3 protein-coding genes are annotated in these 1849 nt (G+C 64.9%); 2 read left to right on the top strand and 1 reads right to left on the bottom strand.

Annotated elements, in window-relative coordinates; genetic code table 11:
• Positions 1–382: MarR family winged helix-turn-helix transcriptional regulator (locus ACFY3C_RS45735; protein ID WP_390775190.1), on the bottom strand; the 382-nt coding region annotated here is incomplete at its 3' end.
• Between the two features lie 98 nt (positions 383–480).
• Here ACFY3C_RS45735 and ACFY3C_RS45730 point away from each other — a divergent pair.
• Positions 481–831, top strand: coding sequence for a hypothetical protein (locus tag ACFY3C_RS45730; protein WP_390775189.1), 351 nt, complete (start codon positions 481–483; stop codon positions 829–831).
• 151 nt (positions 832–982) lie between these two features.
• A complete protein-coding gene (locus ACFY3C_RS45725) occupies positions 983–1825 on the top strand; it encodes an IS5 family transposase (RefSeq protein ID WP_390775191.1) in 843 nt (280 codons plus the stop codon).
• Positions 1826–1849 lie beyond the last annotated feature (24 nt).

The following is a 1849-nucleotide window of genomic DNA, read 5'->3' as shown; positions in this document are numbered from 1 at the left end:
CTGCTTCGGCGGGGCTGATCGCGGTCAGCAGTTCCTCATCGTTCTGCCGTGCCAAAGAGAGCGTCTGATGTCGCAGCTCGCGGCCGGTCGGCGTCAGTTCGATGAGCTGACGCCGGCGGTCTGCGGTATCGCGTACCCGTCGCACGGCATCGAGTTGCTCAAGCTCATCGAGCATGTCGACGACCACGCTCGCGGTCACGCCGACGGCCTTGGCCAGTTCGAGCTGCGCCAGCGGCCCGCCGGACAGGAGTTCCAGGACGGCGCAGTGCCGGGGGCGCAGCCCGAGCGGGGCTAGCCGGTCCGCGAAGCGCACGTTCGCCTGTTGGCCCAGCTTGCCCAACAAGAAACCCACCGTGTCGGTCAAAGACTCTTCCGCTGCCACATAGTCAACGTTAGCCTAGCCATATGATTCGGTGCCCGAATGATATGGTCCCCTCAGTAAATGTCCGTCGATTCGGCGGGCTTGTCGCGCTCCTCACTGTGTTCACGTCCGGCTACTTCACGGTGTCCAGCCTGGTCGACCCAGGCGGGCTGGTGCCTGGAGGCGACCAGGCCGCGCCCAGGACGTATGCCGCCTATATGGCGGCCCGCAGCATCGTCCTGCTCGGCGGAATGGTCTGGCTGCTGGCCATACGCGCCTGGCGTTCCCTTGGCCTGCTACTCGCGCTGAACGGCGCGGTCCAGATCGTCGACGCAGCGATCGGCGCTGTCCATCAGCAGGTCCCTCAGACCATCGGCCCCCTGCTGTTCGCCACAGCCCTGCTGACAGCGGCCCGACTGCTTGGAGTCCCCGCCCGGCCTCTGGGACGGATCCGACAAACCTCAGGGTGAGTCAGTCACTGACACAACGCCATCGCGCCGAAGGCCCACCCATCTGTAAAGGCAGCGGAGATGGACCGTGGGCCAAGGCAAGGAACTGCGCAGGCAGGACCTTAAAGATCACCGGACCGTGTACATCAGTGCTCAAGGATGGGGATCGTGCATGCCTGTGCTTCCAGCTTTCCTGGTCGACCCGTTATGGGCTCAGTTCGAGGCCCTTCTTCCCGCTCGGCCCGTGTACGTCCCCTCGCATCCGCTGGGCTGTCACCGGCGGCGGGTCGCTGACCAAGTCGTTTTCGAGAAGCTGATCCAACTGCTGCGGTTCGGCTGCTCGTACGAGGCGATCGCTGACTCGACCTGCTCGGCGACCACGATCCGAAACCGCCGCGACGAGTGGATCAAAGCCGGAGCGTTCGCGCAGCTCAAGCAGGTCGCTCTGGAGGCTTACGACCGGATCGTCGGCCTGCTCTTGGAACACATCACGGTGGACGGCTGCATCACAAAGGCTCCGGGCGGAGGCGAGGTGGCCGGACGATCCCCGGTGGATCGGGGCAAGCAAGGGATGAAACGTTCGCTGCTGGTGGACGGCTACGGCATCCCGCTCGGCCGAGTGCTGGCGCCGGCCAACCGCAACGACTCACCTCTGCTCGCTCCCACGCTGGACAAGCTCGACGACCTCGGCCCCCTACCCGACGACATCACAGTCCACTTGGACGCTGGCTACGACTCCGCCAAGACCCGGAACCAACTGGAGCGCCGCGGCCTGACCAGCGAGATCGCACACAAGGGCGAAAAGGCCCCCATTCAAGCGGGACGACGCTGGCACATCGAGCGGACCGATGCCTGGCACAACGCCTTTGTCAGGCTAGCCCGCTGCTACGAACGCCGAGCGACGATCATCGATGCGTTCTTCGACCTCGCAGACACCATCATCACGATCCGCAGCCTGATCCGCCGGGCAAGGACCACCCACCGCTGTACCAACCGCTCCCAACGACACTTCTGACGATCACCTATCGGCGCGACCTGT

It is taken from the genome of Streptomyces sp. NPDC001410 (assembly GCF_042895235.1).
Lineage (GTDB): Bacteria > Actinomycetota > Actinomycetes > Streptomycetales > Streptomycetaceae > Streptomyces.
Note: the sequence above shows the minus strand (reverse complement) of the source record. Positions and strands in the feature narration are given on the sequence as shown.